Source organism: Microvirga sp. GN3, from assembly GCF_055792825.1.
In genome coordinates this window covers 1-14,304 of record NZ_JBVVAK010000175.1, presented here as the reverse complement: position 1 = coordinate 14,304, position 14,304 = coordinate 1, and the positions used below count along the sequence as shown (strand labels likewise).

Below are 14,304 nucleotides of genomic sequence, written 5' to 3'. Positions count from 1 at the left end.
CGAGCCTGCGGTTCTTGCCTCCCTCCACGATGCGCCGAACATCGACGAGCGGCGACTGGCCGAACGGCTCGGCATTGACCTCGCAAGTGCCCAGCGGATGGTTCGGCACCTTGAGCTTCTCGGGTTCGTCTGTCGGACACCGGGGAAACACGGACACGAGTTGCGCCTTCTCAGCCTGACCCCAGCAGGACTCGTTCTCTATGCACGGTTATACCCGGCGATTCTTGCGGTGCGGGATCGCGTGATGGCGGCCCTGTCGGAACAGGAGCGTGAGACCCTGCAAGACCTCTTGGCCCGTGTGATCAACGCCAATGAACTCAAAAGCAATCGTCGCTCCGACTGATCCTCGCGAGACCAAGCGGCTGAAACGGGGCGCATTCTTCTGAGCGCTATGACGGATTGCTCCGGTGTGCTGTGATGGCGCAAGCCTTCAGGGAGGTATCCCATGGCCTATGTCATGTTTCAGTATGACCGCCCGACCGAGCCCCATCGCTGGAACGACTATAACCAGCGGGTCCGGGACTGGATTGCCGAGCTTCTGCAAATCCCTGGTGCGGTGTCCTTTATGGCCTATCGCACGACTGATGGCGCCAGCCCGGGAGCTATGACGGAATGTGGGTGATGACGGTGTGAAAAGGGCGACGTATCGAGGCGGGTGTCGAGCCTGCCAGAACCTCTTCGAGAGAGCGATACGCCATGAACGAGACTACCAACATTGTCTGCCTTCGTCAGCCCGATACGATTGACGATCCCCTGACGGATATTCTGCGCACCGGCGCCCGCAAGCTCCTGGCCCAGGCCATCGAGAGCGAGGCCGAGGCCTATCTTGCCAGCATGCGCGATCTGAAGCTGCCGGACGGACGGGACCGCCTGGTCCGACACGGGCATGGGCCCGAGCGCACGATCCAGACCGGCATCGGCCCAGTGGAAGTCAGCCGGGTCAAGATCCGTGACCGCGGCGCCACGGGTGAGGACCGGATCCGCTTTTCCTCGGCCCTCCTGCCGAAATGGGCGCGGCGCACCCGGAGCCTCGATGCGCTGCTCCCGATCCTGTATCTGCGTGGCCTCTCGACCGGCGACTTCCAGGAGGCTCTGGCTGCCTTGCTCGGCAAGGACGCCCCGAACCTGTCGCCCTCGGCCATCACCCGGCTCACCGGTGAATGGCAAGCCGAGTACGAGCGCTGGCAGGCCCGCGATCTCTCGGCCCGGCACTACGTCTATGTCTGGGCCGATGGCGTCTACCTCCAGGCTCGGATGGAAGATCAGGCCGAGTGCCTGCTGGTCCTGATCGGTGCGACGCCGGAGGGCAGGAAGGAGCTGGTCGGCTTCCAGGCCGGCGTGCGCGAGAGCGCTCAGAGCTGGAGAGAGCTTCTCGTCGAGATCAAGCGGCGGGGTTTATCCATCCCGCCCCGGATTGCCGTGGGCGACGGGGCACTCGGCTTCTGGAAGGCGCTCGACGAGCTCTTTCCCGGCACGCATCATCAACGCTGCTGGCTGCACAAGACGGCTAACGTGCTCAACAAGGTGCCCAAGTCCGTGCAGCCGGGCATGAAGACAGCCCTGCGCGAGATCTATCTCGCGCCCACCCGCGCTCAGGCCGAGGTGGCCGTTGATCTGTTCGCTGAAGCCTATCAGGCGCGTTATCCGAAAGCCGTGGAGTGCGTGCGCAAGGACCAGCGGGCATTGCTAGCCTTCTTCGACTGGCCGGCTGAGCACTGGATCCATCTGCGAACGACCAATCCGATTGAGAGCGTGTTCGCCACGGTGCGGCATCGCACGGTGCGCACCAAGGGCTCGCTGTCGCCGACAACGGCGCGGCTGATGGTGTTCAAGCTGGTGATGGCAGCATCCAAAACCTGGCGTCGGCTGATGGGCGAAAACCAGTTGCCGAAGGTGATCGCGGGTGTCAAATTCCAGGACGGCACCGAGATCATTCCGATGCCATCACACAACGTCGCCTGATCGGCCTCGTCACCCAAAATCCGTCATAGCTCGCCCGGACACGATCACCATGCTAGAGTTCCATACTGTGGAGGATGCTCGCAAGGCGCAGGAATCCGAGCAAATGCAGAGAATTCTCGAAGGTCTCCGGTCAGTCGGCGTGGCCGCCAGGATTCTGCTGGTTGAGCGCTCGCCATTCACGCCCGAGCCACTTCAAGCTTGAGACCAGAGTTGCGTTGGGAGGGCAAGCGAGCCCGCGGAAAATCAACCAACGTCGCAATCTCGACCTTAGACCGGAGTACGTGGAATGGAGCCTGCGCCAGTATCGGCTGACCCTGATCAGGGAGCGAGCTTGAAGAAGGCCCGCGCAATTTGCGGAGCGTCATTTATGGAACTCAGTGAAGTCGTGCTATCATGTTGCGATGGGGATACTCTTGGATGAGAGGAGGCTGCCATGGGCGCATCGATCCAGAGGCTCCGCCACCACATCTTCCGTTTGCCGTTCTTAAGCTTCCTCCATGAACGTGACTCTGTCGTCGAACCGCGGGAGGCTAAAGATGAGGTCGTATTCAGGTTCAAGAAGTGTGAGGACGACTGCGGGCCGTCAGCCGACGAGGTTGAGGCAAAAGAGCATGAGCGCGTCGAACAGTTCAAGCGCGATCAGCTATTACCGATCATGGGAATGGTCAACTGGCGCACCGGGCTGAACGACGGGTGCCAGGGTTCATCTCTTGCACATGACAAACAACGCCGCGTATTACCGATAAACGCTTTATGGATCGGGCAACTGCTGGGCCACGTGATTTCGATTGATTGAGTGATTATGTCTTTCCCAAGCCAGAAGGCTGAGGCCTGAAGCTAGGCGCCGAGTTGAAAGACAAAGAAGAGCCCAAATCTGACTACGATCAGTCCGGCGCTCGCAATCTTTGCTACAAACAGAGGTAATGCGGCGCTCTCGATTTCGGCACGCCTTTCGGCTCTTTCGGCTGTGGACATGCGCTCCACCACCGAACGATAGAGGATGACTCAAACGGCAGGAACTCCTGCTGAGGATGGTTCGGCGGACACGTGGACGAACAGCAGGCTCTTTAGATTTCGGCATCATCACTGCCGCCCTCATCAAGTAATGTGAGATCACCTAGAGCTTAATCTATGAATCCTTCGGTCCCGACCCTTCCCCTAGCTGACTTACGAAGGATCAGCGGAAGCGCAGATTGTCACGGCTGAGTTGATCGATTGAGGTGCAGCCCATAAGCTTCATATCGCGCTCCAGCTCTGTGCGCATCAGCTCGAGAGCACGTTCTACACCTGCCTGACCGGCAGCCGCCAATGGGAACAGATAGTATCGGCCGACGCCCACTGCCCTAGCTCCTAGCGAAAGCGCTTTAAGAACGTGACTGCCGCGCTGCACCCCGCCATCGATGATGACGTCGATGCGGTCACCAATCGCATCAACAACTTCCGTCAGCTGTTCAAAGGCGGTGCGGGAGCCGTCGAGTTGCCGGCCACCATGATTTGAAAGTACAATGCCGGTGCACCCGATCTCGACCGCGCGCTTCGCATCCTCAACCGACATCACACCCTTGAGACAGAACTGACCGTCCCATTCTTCGACCATCTGAGCGACATCATGCCAGGACATCGACGGATCAAGCATATCGGTAAAGTAGCGGCTAATCGACATCGTCCCGCGACCCATGTCCACGTGGCCGTCGAGTTGTGGCAGCTTGAACGGCTCGTGCGTTAAATAGTTGACCGCCCAGGCGGGGTGGATTGCAAACTGTGTGATGCCGGCGAAATTCAGCTTGAACGGGATCGAAAAGCCGGTGCGCTTGTCACGCTCTCGGTTGCCCCCCGTGATACTGTCAACTGTCAGCATCATTACCTCGACGCCCGCCTTTTTGGCCCGTGTCATCATTTCCCGGTTAAGGTTGCGATCTTTGTGGAAGTAGAATTGATAGACCTGAGGCGTAGTGCTGATCCGGCGCGCTTCCTCAAGGCTTATCGTGCCTAGTGAAGACACACCGAACATGATACCGAATTTTGCCGCGGCACCAGCAACGGCCCGTTCGCCCTGGTGATGAAACAGCCGCTGGAGGGCAGTCGGCGAGCAATAAACCGGCATTGCCAGCTTCTGCCCCATGACAGTCACCGAAAGGTCGACATCGGTGACACCGCGCAGCACGTTGGGGACAAGGTCGCAATTGTCGAATGCGGCCGTGTTGCGACGGTAGGTGACCTCGTCATCGGCAGCGCCGTCAATATAGTTAAAGATTGGTCCAGGCAGGCGCTTTTTGGCCAGTCGACGGAAGTCATGAAAATTGAGGCACTTTTCGAGACGCACGGCGCTTCCACTTCTGTTCTTTCAGGCAAATGCATTGATTGCCACGCTATTTTTAGGCCCAAGCAAATCTCGTATTCAGCAGTGTTGATCGGTGCATGCGCCAATTGTGCAAAATAAAGTATGCAATCTCATCTGACATTTCTGCAAGCTCGTTTCGTCCTGCGCGTATTATCATGCCGGTTTTATCCATAGTCCCAAAAAAGGCTCTTTCACGGGAACTTGGATGGAGCCGAAAAGGCCTCGAGAAGATTTAGCTCAAGCCGCAGCCGTCGCGTTTTGCCACTGAACTGCCGCCTCTGCTCTGACGAAGCGCGGGGTCCGGCGGGAGATGAGATGACGCTGAAGATCAAAGTGTTGTAAACGGCGGAGTGGATGGACAGAAAGCGCTGGGCTGATCCAGGTGACTTGAAGCCCTGTATCTTCCGCTCTCGTCGTCGCACAAGCTGATGAGAGTTTTCCGCTCGATTGTTCTTGCGAAGGCCTTGCTCGTGGCGAGCCACGAGACCCAGCTCCCACCGAGTAGTTTCGTAGGATGGTAGCTTGTCAGTCACGAGCTTGCTCGGGGCAAATCCCTGCTTCTTGAGTAGCTTGCGCATAAGCTTCAGGGCCGCAGCTTTGCCCCGCTTGGGATGCACAAGGATGTCCAGGATCTCGCCCTCACTATCGACTGCTCGCCAGAGGTACATGCGTCTGCCCTGGGTCGAGACGACCATCTCATCCGGACGCCACGTCTCGATGGGCCGAGGACTCGGCCGGCGGAGATTGCGGGCGTAGGTGGGCGCGAATTTGAGTACCCACCGCCGGATTGTCTCGCAGGAGATGTCGAAACCCCGCTCGGCCAGTAGTTCCTCCACGTCTCTGTAGCTGAATGTGAACCGGAGGTAGAGCCAGACAACCTGCCGGATGATTTCAGGCGGAAACTGGTGTCGAGCATAGGAGACGGGCTGCATCCCCCCACCCTACTGCCGATCGACGCGAAGCGTCATCCGTTCTCGTGACAAAGCCGCGAGTGCCGCCTAATCCTGATCTCAACCCGGGATAAGCACGTCCTCTCCGACAACTCGACGGTGCTGGCGGGACACCCTCATCGCGCCAAGATCAGGGGCGGACTAACGGCATGCCATCCCGGAGCGACGGTCGCTCATGGACAGAGCAGGCTATCGCTCAGCCTTTGTTCGCTTCCAACGGTTCAGGGTTGTCGCTCGGCTGGTCCCCGCCGCCATCAGTTCCCTGGTCGGCTCCTGAGCCGCCCTGGATCTGAATCCGACGGGATTGATCCTGCATCCTGCTTTTTGGTACAACCACCGTCAGCACGCCGTTTTCGAACCGAGCTTGGACCTGCCCGGGATCGACTCGGTAGGGCAGTTGCACCGACCGCTGGAAGGTGCCGTAGGAGCGTTCCACAAAGTGGAAGTTCTCCTTCTCGTCCGTCCGCTCAAAGCGCTTCTCACCTCGGATGGTGAGGATATTGTTGTCGAGGTTGATCTCAATGTCGTCCTGGTTGACGCCCGGGAGCTCGGCTGTGATGCGGATCTCGTTAGCCGTTTCGGACACGTTCAGGTGGGCTGGGATGAAACTTCCCGCGCTGCTTTGCGCCCCCTGGGCGGGGCCGTGAAGAACATCGTCGAAGAGGCGGTTGACCTCACGGTGCAGCGACAGGAAGGGGTCGGCTCCGAGAAAGCCGGCACCCGAACGAAGCGGGGTCAGGGGATTGCGAGCCATGTTGCATTTCCTCCACTGGACGTGCGGCCATCCCCGTGCCGATGACGCAGGCTTGGAAGGCTGGCCATCACGCTGTCTTCCTCCGCCGGGCATTGGAACTTTCCAGAGTATTGGTCGGCGAAGTGGCATCAAATTAGCACGTGCTGTGTTGAACTCGAACAGTCCTGTTGGTTTTCAACGCGCGAAAGAGGCGTCCGTGCTTCGACCGCTTCTCGAGCAGGGGTGGGGCTAATGGCCGAAGCTCCGTGTTGCAAGCCAAGAGCGGTATCTCTGGGCACGCGGCAGCAATACCCACATCCAAGCTCAGGGTGATCACTGCAATGCGGCAGCTTGGTCCATAGACGATCAGGCTAGATCAATGGGCGCCGACGATGGCAATGCAGCATGTCACGATCTTTGGCGGATCCGGCTTTATTGGTCGGCATTTGGTCGCTCGTCTCGCTGCGACTGGAGTCACGATGCGGGTTGCCGCGCGCCACCCTGCCTTGATGCCAACATCGCCCGGTCAAGTCCGGTTTAAGCTCGTCAGGGCCGATATTCTCGACGAGGCAGAAGTCCAGGCGGCCATTCAGGGGTGCGATGCGGTCGTCAATCTGGTGGGCATTCTCGCCGAGAGCGAGCCTCAAACCTTCACGGCAATCCATGAGGAGGGCGCGCACCGGGTAGCTGCCATCGCCCACAAGCTGGGAGTAAAGCAGCTCATCCACATGTCGGCCCTTGGGGTGAGCCGCGCCGCGCCGGCCCTGGCCGACCGCTCGAAGGCGGCCGGCGAAGAGGCCGCGCGCGCAGCCTTTCCCGATGTAACCATCGTCAGACCCAGCATGGTCTTCGGGCCCGACGATCACTTCTTTAACCGCTTCGCCACGATGGCCCAGCGATTGCCGGTGCTGCCGCTGATTGGTGGTGGGCACACGAGGTTTCAACCCGTCTACGTCGAGGACGTCGTGGACGGCTTTACAGCCATCCTCGCGAGCCCGGCACGCCGAGGAAGGACCTATGAGTTTGGCGGACCCCAGATCTATACCTTCAAAGAGCTGCTCGAGTTTCTCTGTGCCGAGATCAGGGCCCGGCCATTACTAGTTCCGCTGCCGTTCTGGATGGCTGAGGCGCTCGGGGTAGTTCTGCAAACGTTTCCCGATGCGCCGCTCACGCGTGATCAGGTCCGGTTGCTCAGGACTGACAAGATCGTCAGCGGTGCCGAGACGCTCGCCAATCTCGGCATCGAGCCTAAGGCGCTCGAGGCCGTTGTACCTGAGTATCTGGCCAAGTATCGGAATTAGAGTGCTTCAGGCGGCTGCGGTGTTCGCTTAGCGTGGCGCTTCGCATGGATGCGGCCAGCGCCAAACACAAAGACGGTTGCCGCGCCCGCTCGACATTCACGCAAGCGCCTCCACAAGACCAATGGCAAAGGCTGAGCGCTTCATCTGAATGGCGTCAGGCGAGTTGATCCGGACTACAGGGGCCTTACGATCGCGAACATGATGCCAAGCCTGTCGTGCCATTGCAGACTAGCGAGCAGAGCTTGGCTCACTTCTTCAGGTTCTGGGCATCCCCATGACCTCCGGAAGCGAGAAGACTTCGAGTGCGCGACCGATACCTGGGAGCTCATGCCGACCGAGCGACCCGAGTTGTCCTCCATGGAGCGATGCGGCGACCTCAGAGATAACGAGCGGCACGGCGAGGGTTTTGCAGAGCGCCTCCAAGCGGCAGACCTCGTTGACGGCCGGGCCGGTCGCTGTGAAGTCGAGGCGCCGGGCCGAACCGACATTGCCATACATCACGTCTCCAGCGTGGAGGGCGATACCGCAGCGGATCTCAGTCGCCCCAGCCTCAGAGCGCCGAGCGTTGACCTCACCCAGGCGGTTGAGGGCATCCCGCGCCGCTGCGAGCGCGAGCCAACAGGCATCCGTCCCGGCCTGCGTGCCTGCCTCGAATGGGAACATCGCCAACACACCGTCGCCGGTGAACTTCAGGACCTCGCCGCCGTGGGCGTCGACCGCCTCGACGACGCAGTCATAATACGCGTTGAGCGTGGTGAGATAGGTCTCCAGCGATGCGCTCGCGGCCAAGGCAGTTGAGCCCCGCATGTCGCTGTACCAGACGACGGCGTGGACCACGTGACCCTGGCCGCGTTGCACATGCCCGCGCAATACGCTCCGGCCCGAGGCAGTCCCGAGATAGGTGCCAAGGAGGGTCTCGGCCATCTCAAGTGTGGCTGCGGCCTTGACCGCGACCGCAAGGGGCGGGATGAGCGCCCGGAGAGCGGCCAACTCGCGCGTGCTAAACCCATTCCTGCGGATGGTGCTGAAGGAGCCTGTGATGCCTTCACGCATGGCCACACCCACTGGCATATCGGGCCAGAGTCCCGGATCCGCGGAGCTGTCGAACGGCTGGAAGAAGGCGAGATAGTCGGTAAAGCCCAGGCTCCGAAGGTGACCAAGGAGCGGGAATGGGAGTGGATCGTCACCGTTATCGAGCCGGTATCGCAGCTCCTCGGTCCCGGTGCATTGCATGTGGAAGAAGGGTGAGGGCGCACGCCGGATGTCCGGTTGTGTGGCGGCCTGGCGCTCCGCCCTGCCCGTGTCCCGGGTCCATGTGAGGGTCATGCCGTCAAACTGAGGGTGGAAAACAAGGTAGGCTACAACGGCGCGATCGAGGTCGAACCCTCCGGCAAGAAATTGCGCGCATAGGCCTTCAAGGGTGGCGTCAACATTGGCTCCCTTCAGGGCCTGCCGGTGGAGCCAAGACACGATTGCGGCCGTCTCGCCCGAGATGCGGGGTTCTGCCATGATGGGGACGATGCCATGTTCAATGCGGGCTCCGCAAGCCATTCCGCCTCATGGGTCTATGTGGGCCAGGAGTTCATCCGGCACGCGCTTACCCTCGGAACGCAGGGCATAGAATGACCGAGCGGATCGGCCCGATCCTGTCTGAGACAGAGCTTCGCAGGGTGTGGTTGACCCCAGCCTGTCTTGCAGCGATCCTTGGCCGAACACGACTGGAGGTCAGAATGGCCGATATCCACATCGAGACTTTGCGCAAGCTTCGTGCCGTACTGGTTGAGCAGCGCCGAAACGCGGCCAACGAAGCCGCACGTCTGACCAGTTCGGATCCGCAAGCGGCGTTGGAAAAGATCGCGGCGGTGCTCGACTTCCATTCACAAATCGAAGGGCTCGACCGCGTCATCCTCGACGAGGAAGACATGACGAACAACACCATTCAAGTCGGAGAGATGTTTGGGAGCGATTGAGCTTGGGACGAACACTCTCATGCGATGAGAACCTATTGGTTCCCGGCTTAGGGCGACCCGTTCAACCGTTGCTGTAAAGAGCATGCATCGATGGAAGGCTCTGGTTTTGTACCGCGCTTTATGAGGAGCAAGAAAAACCCACCCTATAACTTGGCACGGGCGAGGTGAGGAAGAAGGCCCAGAGGGGAGGAGGAGACACCTTCATCAGCGACAACCGCTTCAAGTGACTGTTGTTGCTGTCCGAAAGGGTACACAAAGGCCGCTTGCAACTGAAGCTACTTGATTGCTTCTGAGAGCGACAATCTTAGCACGACCGTGCCGGCCTCATCCTTCGCCCCAAACGAGCACTGTAGCCAGTCCGGAATGGCCTTCAGCCGCGCGCCCGTCATCAGGACGCCTTCTTAGCAGGCTTGTCGCGTTTTTGGGTCCTGCCACCCTGCTTACGTGACCGGTCGCCAGACGAAGGGGCGCCCCCCTCGTTATCCCACCGTGCGATGCCATTGTTGGGCTTGCCCTTAGGCAGGCTTGGGCGAGTTTTCGTGGCCATTGGACGTATCCTTCTCAAGGAGCGCTCTTTGCCGAACCCTCTTCGCCTGGTGGTGGATTAGCGCGGCTCCGATGGCGCCCGTGTGACCTGGAAGCCTTGTTCAGAAAGGGCCGTTAAGACTGCTCTTGCGATATCCACCCGCTCCTCGGGCGATAGGACATCTCCGGGTTCGCCGGAACCCTTTCGCGCGTGCTGGAGGGCGAATTGGATGGCGTTGACGATGATCGAGAGCACCATCTCTTGGTCCTTCATATCAACCTCCGAGGCTGCCCTGAGAGTAACACCAGCGGTCTCAGCCTGTTCCGGAAACCACCGCCTCCAGGCCAAGAGCGCTGAAGCCTCAGCCAAGCTCAGGGACAGGCCCGTCATCCGGCCAGCCATTCAGGCAACGGGAGGCTCATGTCCACAGCAGACGCTGGGCTCTTTCATTGAAGCAGCGTCTACCGGACCAACATGGACTTTCCGGCACACGGCCCCACATCCTCTCAGGGAGAATCGATGATCAACATTGCAATCATGGCTGGGGTGTTTGTCCTCGCCGCCCCGGCAACGGCACAAGAAACCTTGCCATCGACATGGCGCGACCCGGAGACACGGTGTGTGTATCTCAAGGTGGGAGATACCCTGAGCCTGCGCTACCGCCGTGACGGCAAACCAGATTGTGCGAGCGTTCAGCAGGAGAACACGGACGCATCGATCACGCGCAGTGACTTGCGGGACCTGACCCAGCAGATGACGCGCTCGATCGAGGAGTTGCGCCGGGATATCGGCGCAGTGCGGCGTGAGATGGAACATACCCGCAGTGAGCTAGAGAATATCCGCCGGGAAACGCGGCAGCCTCGAGCGCAGTAGTACTATCGATGCCTCTTAGAACTGACCTGTACCGGGACAGATAGGCCTAGCACAGGGTGGCGGGCTGCGCAGGCGCGTGAACCCAGCGACGGTGACTGACATGTTCCCCTCTTGCAGCTTTCGCCCAGCGACGAGAGACGTTGATGAGCAGCCCTACCCAGAGCAACTGCGCCCTCAAACCTCAGCCGGGCGGTTTGATGTTGTCGTCTCCGTAACCACGCCTTCCGTTGAGCTGCGGTCGTGGCTGCACGGCGGGAGCGGGGTCAGACGTCAACGCACCCCAAACCTTGCGCATGATCGATTTCGCCAAACTGAGGATGTCCTGGGCCATGTCTCACTCGCCTTCCTTCGTGCGGCCAACGGCTCGGGTTCGCCGCGCTCGCGCGGCGGCGTGGTGCAGGTTCTTGACCGGTCTGGACGCGAACCGGAGATGCAAGCTTAGCGGCCGCGGCCGCGAGCGCCCAGGTCCTCGCGGAGTTCGTGCTCGTGCACAATCCGGTCATACGACTGATCTGCGCTTCTGATCGCGTATCGGGGCCCGTGATGCGGATCATCGAGCCTGACAATCTCATAGCCGCCTTTCCAGATCTCGGGCTGACCATCCTCCGCGTAGGAGACCGCCTGTCCCACGGCAAAACGGTGCTGACCCAGGGTGGGCGTTGATGAGCTCTCTTCTGGCTGCTCAATCACATTTAGAGACGCTGGGCGCGGTTCCTTCCCGGCGGGCTTCGCCGGAACAGGGGTGGGTGAGGAGGTGAGCGGCTGCGCGGTCGCTACCGGCACGGTCCAATCGAGCAGTATGCGGCCGCCATCGTCCATCACACGCAGAGCATCGGTCCGGGATGGCCAGCGTCTCATTCCGGCAAGGCTCCGGGCAAATGCCAAGGCTGCGGCACCGTCAGCAGCGGCGATGGGCAGGGTTCCGATGACCTCGGGAACACCGCGTCGAAACCGCTTGAACTGGATCAGGAATGTCATGGCAATCTCCTCACTGCAGAGCTTCTCCATTGAGAGCATCAGGCTTGGGGCAAACCAAGTTTCGCTGCCTGGGCAGTAATGAGCCGCTCCTACAGTTGCAGACTCGTGCTTGTCATTCTTAAGATATGAGGAGCCATAAACCAATTAAATAGAACTCAGATCAAATATAAAGCTGAGATAAAATGTTCAACCGTGATATGTTGAACTTATCGACAGAAGATTATTTCTTTTGCTGTCCTAAGGAAAACATCATGCAAACCCCTGAGTGGCTGAAGCCTGGCCTCTACGGCACCGCCTGTGGCGCTCGCCGTCATCGGGTTTTCCTGGGGCGGTTGGGTCACCGGCGGCACGGCTCGCACGATGGCCGCCGATCAATCGAAAGCCGAGGTAGTCACGGCTTTATCCCTGATCTGCGTTGATCAATCCAAGCGCGATCCGCAGCTTGCTGAGCGTGTTGCTGCCATCAAGACCGCCTCGTCATGGAACAGGGGCGACCTCGTTCTGAAGAATGGATGGGCGACCATGCCCGGCACCGCGGAAGGCAACAGCCAGGTAGCCAAAGATTGCGCCGACAAGATCGCCGCTTAGGAGTAGGTCATGCGCACAATACGAGAGACCATGACCTTCGACCGCCCGTTTTCACTCATGGCCGTGGACAAGATGCAGCCTGCCGGAACATACGCGATCGACATTGACGAGGAATTGATTGAGGGGCTGTCGTTCCTCGCCTACCGGCGCGTTGCGACCACTATCTACCTGCCACTCCATCAAGGAAGTCATGACTCGGTACAGGCGGTCAGGGTCGATCCTCAAGAATTGACGGCAGCTCACCAGGAGACGCCGCCCGCCTGAGGGTGGCGATTAACCGCCTTTGCGAAAGACGGCCTCGTCAACTGAACTCTCTCAGAAATGGGCATAAGCCGGCTATTGCACGGTGAGGCCCGCCCTAACGATGAAGGCTCCAATGTTTGGCTTTAGAGGCGGCGAAAGCGATGAAGCCGTCACCCGCAAGACAGGGTACCGCATTGATGCAAAGCGGCAGTGGAGCGGTCTCACCACCTCGGATCTGTCGCAGATCAAGAACGAGGGGCAGCTGATCGCGCTGGTGAAGGTGCGCTACGGCCTGCCTATGAGACGGCCAGGGCCGACGTTCAAGGCTGGATGGCCGGCAAGCAGTTCTGAACTTCTCGGCCAATTTGTACCGGCCGGCGAGGCCTTTGATCCGATCAGATAGCCGGTGGAGATCAGTCTATGACAACCGAGTTTTACGTCGTTCGACATCATGGCGCTTGGTGCATCCGGGTGAATGGCAAACATCATGGGGAGTACGACTCCCGCCTTTTGGCCATTAACGCCGCAGTGACGGAGGCCCAAGCTGCCGGGCCAGGGGCAAAGGTCTTCAGCACAGGGATTGTCAGTCAATTCAGCCAGGAGTGGCAGTCCAACGATAGTCCCAGCTCACTCGTGCCTTGACCATTATGGCACGATCTCACAGGAGACGCGAATGAGCGAGCGGATCAGCCGCCTGTGTGACGAACTGCGCATCAAGCTTCATGGGATTGATCGCCGCCTTGAGGCGCTCAAATCGGACGGCGTGGCGACTTTTGACAAGTCGCAGGATGTTCTTGAAAGCCGGCTCGACCGTGTCGAGCAGCGCATCTACGACAACCGCGTTACCGTTGAAGCCGCCAATGTCAGGGTCAAGGCATGGCTCGCCGAGAAAAGGGCCGGTTCCGTTGCAGGCAGCCCTCTTTGGACAGAACGCCACAAAGCTCATGTGCTGGAAGCCCGCGCCGATGATGCTGAGGCCTACGCCATTGCCGTCTTCGAGCTTGCGGCTACAGCGGCAGATGAAGCCACACTGGCTGTCCTGCAAGCGCTTCTCGCGCGAAACGATGCTGATGTCGCGGTTCTGTGCGAGACGGAGCCTCTATAATGTTTATCATCGAGTTCTTTGGGGTGCGTGGCACAGACGAAGCCCATGCGACCCTTGATCGGGTTGAACATGACGCAACGGATCTGGAGGACGCGAAAGTGAGAGCCATGTCCCTCTTCGAGACGTTGGATATGCCGCAGAGGCCGGATGCCGTGCGGATCCTGAATCACAATGGAGATGAGGTGTTTGTCTGGGGTCCAGAGCGCCCCAGCGCCTAAATCCGGAACTGCCTCTCCTCGCAGGTTGTTCGCCCGCATTGAGGCTCCCAGGAGAATAATTATGGCCAATGTTCATTACAGGCTCGTCGAGCACGAAAGCGGATGGACCTACAAAGCTGGGGATGTCTTCTCGGAACGCTACGCCACCCATGAGGAAGCACGCGAGGCAGCAGAACGAGCCGCCGCCGAACAGAGGCTGCCGGGCGCGCCTGAAGACATCGAGTACCAGGACGAAGCGGGTGACTGGCACGAAGAAGTCTCTCGGGGGACGGATCGGCCAGAGACAGACGTCACGGGATGAGCGGTCAGGCACCGCTCCAAGCGCGGGATCTTGAGCAATGGTTTGGCCCGCCGGGGCGCGGCCCACAATGGCCTCTACTTGCTTGATGCGACTAAGTGGTGCATCCGGTAAGTCATGCCGCCCTCGGTAGGAGGGCGATGCCGGGCGAGCGGCGTGGGCGATGCCGGCGGCGTTGGCCCCAGACGAAGGGATGGCGATGCGCATTCCAGTAGACG

At 59.9% G+C, this 14,304-nt stretch carries 18 protein-coding genes and 1 pseudogene; 13 read left to right on the top strand and 6 right to left on the bottom strand.

What is annotated here, in order from left to right; genetic code table 11:
• From ACS5Q1_RS40730 to ACS5Q1_RS40715, 4 genes are all read left to right on the top strand, one after another.
• Nucleotides 1-343: MarR family winged helix-turn-helix transcriptional regulator (locus tag ACS5Q1_RS40730; protein ID WP_473103570.1), on the top strand; the 343-nt coding region annotated here is incomplete at its 5' end.
• A 102-nt stretch (nucleotides 344-445) separates the two neighbouring features.
• Nucleotides 446-622: a hypothetical protein gene (locus ACS5Q1_RS40725; protein WP_473103569.1), complete on the top strand. Its 177-nt coding sequence runs from the start codon at nucleotides 446-448 to the stop codon at nucleotides 620-622.
• A gap of 74 nt (nucleotides 623-696) precedes the next feature.
• A complete protein-coding gene (locus ACS5Q1_RS40720; RefSeq protein WP_473103568.1) occupies nucleotides 697-1,962 on the top strand; it encodes an IS256 family transposase in 1,266 nt (421 codons plus the stop codon).
• Between the two features lie 433 nt (nucleotides 1,963-2,395).
• Nucleotides 2,396-2,758: a hypothetical protein gene (locus ACS5Q1_RS40715; protein WP_473103567.1), complete on the top strand. Its 363-nt coding sequence runs from the start codon at nucleotides 2,396-2,398 to the stop codon at nucleotides 2,756-2,758.
• Between the two features lie 381 nt (nucleotides 2,759-3,139).
• Here the strand turns inward: ACS5Q1_RS40715 and ACS5Q1_RS40710 are convergent, their stop codons facing one another.
• The 3 genes and pseudogenes from ACS5Q1_RS40710 to ACS5Q1_RS40700 all read right to left on the bottom strand — a co-directional run bounded on the left by ACS5Q1_RS40710 (nucleotide 3,140) and on the right by ACS5Q1_RS40700 (nucleotide 6,007).
• Nucleotides 3,140-4,285, bottom strand: coding sequence for an alpha-hydroxy acid oxidase (locus tag ACS5Q1_RS40710; RefSeq protein WP_473103566.1), 1,146 nt, complete (start codon nucleotides 4,283-4,285; stop codon nucleotides 3,140-3,142).
• Nucleotides 4,286-4,540: 255 nt separating this feature from the next.
• Nucleotides 4,541-5,235, bottom strand: a pseudogene (locus ACS5Q1_RS40705) (IS6 family transposase).
• A 214-nt stretch (nucleotides 5,236-5,449) separates the two neighbouring features.
• Nucleotides 5,450-6,007: an Hsp20/alpha crystallin family protein gene (locus ACS5Q1_RS40700; RefSeq protein ID WP_473103565.1), complete on the bottom strand. Its 558-nt coding sequence runs from the start codon at nucleotides 6,005-6,007 to the stop codon at nucleotides 5,450-5,452.
• 371 nt (nucleotides 6,008-6,378) lie between these two features.
• Between ACS5Q1_RS40700 and ACS5Q1_RS40695 the strand changes: the two genes are divergently transcribed.
• A complete protein-coding gene (locus ACS5Q1_RS40695; protein WP_473103564.1) occupies nucleotides 6,379-7,287 on the top strand; it encodes a complex I NDUFA9 subunit family protein in 909 nt (302 codons plus the stop codon).
• A 255-nt stretch (nucleotides 7,288-7,542) separates the two neighbouring features.
• Here ACS5Q1_RS40695 and ACS5Q1_RS40690 read toward each other — a convergent pair whose 3' ends face one another.
• A complete protein-coding gene (locus tag ACS5Q1_RS40690; protein WP_473103563.1) occupies nucleotides 7,543-8,838 on the bottom strand; it encodes an adenylate/guanylate cyclase domain-containing protein in 1,296 nt (431 codons plus the stop codon).
• Nucleotides 8,839-9,017: 179 nt separating this feature from the next.
• On the opposite strand from ACS5Q1_RS40690, the gene ACS5Q1_RS40685 reads away from it, so the two are divergent.
• Nucleotides 9,018-9,257 carry a hypothetical protein gene (locus ACS5Q1_RS40685; RefSeq protein ID WP_473103562.1) on the top strand — a complete coding sequence of 80 codons (240 nt, stop codon included), beginning with the start codon at nucleotides 9,018-9,020 and terminating at the stop codon, nucleotides 9,255-9,257.
• A 604-nt stretch (nucleotides 9,258-9,861) separates the two neighbouring features.
• Here the strand turns inward: ACS5Q1_RS40685 and ACS5Q1_RS40680 are convergent.
• Nucleotides 9,862-10,056, bottom strand: a complete 195-nt coding sequence (locus ACS5Q1_RS40680) for a hypothetical protein (protein ID WP_473103561.1) — start codon at nucleotides 10,054-10,056, stop codon at nucleotides 9,862-9,864.
• A gap of 246 nt (nucleotides 10,057-10,302) precedes the next feature.
• Between ACS5Q1_RS40680 and ACS5Q1_RS40675 the strand changes: the two genes are divergently transcribed.
• Nucleotides 10,303-10,656, top strand: a complete 354-nt coding sequence (locus ACS5Q1_RS40675) for a hypothetical protein (RefSeq protein WP_473103560.1) — start codon at nucleotides 10,303-10,305, stop codon at nucleotides 10,654-10,656.
• A gap of 438 nt (nucleotides 10,657-11,094) precedes the next feature.
• Here ACS5Q1_RS40675 and ACS5Q1_RS40670 read toward each other — a convergent pair whose 3' ends face one another.
• Entirely contained in the window at nucleotides 11,095-11,634 is a 540-nt protein-coding gene (locus ACS5Q1_RS40670; protein WP_473103559.1) for a hypothetical protein, read from the bottom strand.
• A gap of 297 nt (nucleotides 11,635-11,931) precedes the next feature.
• Here ACS5Q1_RS40670 and ACS5Q1_RS40665 point away from each other — a divergent pair, with 297 nt between their 5' ends.
• The 6 genes from ACS5Q1_RS40665 (at nucleotide 11,932) to ACS5Q1_RS40640 (ending at nucleotide 14,089) form a co-directional block, all read left to right on the top strand.
• The gene (locus ACS5Q1_RS40665; RefSeq protein WP_473103558.1) at nucleotides 11,932-12,222 is read left to right on the top strand and encodes a hypothetical protein; all 291 of its coding nucleotides are present in this window, start codon (nucleotides 11,932-11,934) and stop codon (nucleotides 12,220-12,222) included.
• Between the two features lie 9 nt (nucleotides 12,223-12,231).
• Nucleotides 12,232-12,486: a hypothetical protein gene (locus ACS5Q1_RS40660; protein WP_473103557.1), complete on the top strand. Its 255-nt coding sequence runs from the start codon at nucleotides 12,232-12,234 to the stop codon at nucleotides 12,484-12,486.
• A 112-nt stretch (nucleotides 12,487-12,598) separates the two neighbouring features.
• Nucleotides 12,599-12,868 carry a hypothetical protein gene (locus ACS5Q1_RS40655; protein ID WP_473103556.1) on the top strand — a complete coding sequence of 90 codons (270 nt, stop codon included), beginning with the start codon at nucleotides 12,599-12,601 and terminating at the stop codon, nucleotides 12,866-12,868.
• A gap of 270 nt (nucleotides 12,869-13,138) precedes the next feature.
• On the top strand, nucleotides 13,139-13,570 hold the full coding sequence (locus tag ACS5Q1_RS40650) for a hypothetical protein (RefSeq protein ID WP_473103555.1): 432 nt from the start codon (nucleotides 13,139-13,141) through the stop codon (nucleotides 13,568-13,570).
• Nucleotides 13,570-13,788, top strand: coding sequence for a hypothetical protein (locus ACS5Q1_RS40645; protein ID WP_473103554.1), 219 nt, complete (start codon nucleotides 13,570-13,572; stop codon nucleotides 13,786-13,788). The genes ACS5Q1_RS40650 and ACS5Q1_RS40645 overlap by 1 nt, the downstream gene beginning before the upstream one ends.
• 61 nt (nucleotides 13,789-13,849) lie before the next feature.
• Nucleotides 13,850-14,089 carry a hypothetical protein gene (locus ACS5Q1_RS40640; protein ID WP_473103553.1) on the top strand — a complete coding sequence of 80 codons (240 nt, stop codon included), beginning with the start codon at nucleotides 13,850-13,852 and terminating at the stop codon, nucleotides 14,087-14,089.
• Nucleotides 14,090-14,304 lie beyond the last annotated feature (215 nt).

Bases quoted from the DNA above. Each gene is read 5' to 3' on its own strand.
- ACS5Q1_RS40715 (WP_473103567.1), top strand. From the start codon at position 2,396: ATGGGCGCATCGATCCAGAGGCTCCGCCACCACATCTTCCGTTTGCCG.
- ACS5Q1_RS40650 (WP_473103555.1), top strand. From the start codon at position 13,139: ATGAGCGAGCGGATCAGCCGCCTGTGTGACGAACTGCGCATCAAGCTT.
- ACS5Q1_RS40670 (WP_473103559.1), bottom strand. From the start codon at position 11,634: ATGACATTCCTGATCCAGTTCAAGCGGTTTCGACGCGGTGTTCCCGAG.
- ACS5Q1_RS40720 (WP_473103568.1), top strand. From the start codon at position 697: ATGAACGAGACTACCAACATTGTCTGCCTTCGTCAGCCCGATACGATT.
- ACS5Q1_RS40685 (WP_473103562.1), top strand. From the start codon at position 9,018: ATGGCCGATATCCACATCGAGACTTTGCGCAAGCTTCGTGCCGTACTG.
- ACS5Q1_RS40675 (WP_473103560.1), top strand. From the start codon at position 10,303: ATGATCAACATTGCAATCATGGCTGGGGTGTTTGTCCTCGCCGCCCCG.
- ACS5Q1_RS40690 (WP_473103563.1), bottom strand. From the start codon at position 8,838: ATGGCTTGCGGAGCCCGCATTGAACATGGCATCGTCCCCATCATGGCA.
- ACS5Q1_RS40725 (WP_473103569.1), top strand. From the start codon at position 446: ATGGCCTATGTCATGTTTCAGTATGACCGCCCGACCGAGCCCCATCGC.
- ACS5Q1_RS40645 (WP_473103554.1), top strand. From the start codon at position 13,570: ATGTTTATCATCGAGTTCTTTGGGGTGCGTGGCACAGACGAAGCCCAT.
- ACS5Q1_RS40680 (WP_473103561.1), bottom strand. From the start codon at position 10,056: ATGAAGGACCAAGAGATGGTGCTCTCGATCATCGTCAACGCCATCCAA.
- ACS5Q1_RS40660 (WP_473103557.1), top strand. From the start codon at position 12,232: ATGCGCACAATACGAGAGACCATGACCTTCGACCGCCCGTTTTCACTC.
- ACS5Q1_RS40655 (WP_473103556.1), top strand. From the start codon at position 12,599: ATGTTTGGCTTTAGAGGCGGCGAAAGCGATGAAGCCGTCACCCGCAAG.
- ACS5Q1_RS40640 (WP_473103553.1), top strand. From the start codon at position 13,850: ATGGCCAATGTTCATTACAGGCTCGTCGAGCACGAAAGCGGATGGACC.
- ACS5Q1_RS40695 (WP_473103564.1), top strand. From the start codon at position 6,379: ATGGCAATGCAGCATGTCACGATCTTTGGCGGATCCGGCTTTATTGGT.
- ACS5Q1_RS40700 (WP_473103565.1), bottom strand. From the start codon at position 6,007: ATGGCTCGCAATCCCCTGACCCCGCTTCGTTCGGGTGCCGGCTTTCTC.